This is a genomic window from Streptomyces lancefieldiae, assembly GCF_031845825.1.
GTDB classification, from domain to species: Bacteria; Actinomycetota; Actinomycetes; order Streptomycetales; family Streptomycetaceae; genus Streptomyces; species Streptomyces lancefieldiae.
Map to the genome: position 1 here is coordinate 1 of NZ_JAVRFH010000316.1, position 462 is coordinate 462.

Here is a 462-nt window from a genome sequence, read left to right on the forward strand (position 1 = left end):
GTACGGAATCGTCTCGCCGCTCTGTTCTAATGAACGGCCGTGTCCGATGAGCGGCCGTATCCGAAGAAGAGCAGGAATCCCAGCGGGAGCAGTCACCGTGCTTGAGCTGAACAAGAGTGGAACGGACCGTTCGGAGCCGGGACGGCTGCCCGCCCAGGGAGCCGGACCGGACGCCCGCCCGGCGGACGGCTCCCCGGGCACGGGCGCCGCCGCCGCTCCCGAACGCGTACCCCTGCGGCCGTATCTGATCGTCGGCGCGATCCTGTGCGGGCTCTACTTCCTCTACTCCTACCTCCAGTACGCCCGCTTCGGCTCGCCCTCCTGGGACCTCGGGATCTTCGAGCAGGAGGTCCGGGCGTACGCGAACTTCCAGGCGCCGATCGTCGACATCAAGGGCCCCGGCTATCTGATCCTGGGCGACCACTTCTCCCCGATCGTCGCGCTGCTGGCCCCGCTCTACTG

General features: G+C 68.0%; 1 protein-coding gene. It reads left to right on the forward strand.

Annotated elements, in window-relative coordinates; genetic code table 11:
* Positions 1 to 97 precede the first annotated feature (97 nt).
* Positions 98 to 462: DUF2079 domain-containing protein (locus RM812_RS42320; RefSeq protein ID WP_394816614.1), on the forward strand; the 365-nt coding region annotated here is incomplete at its 3' end.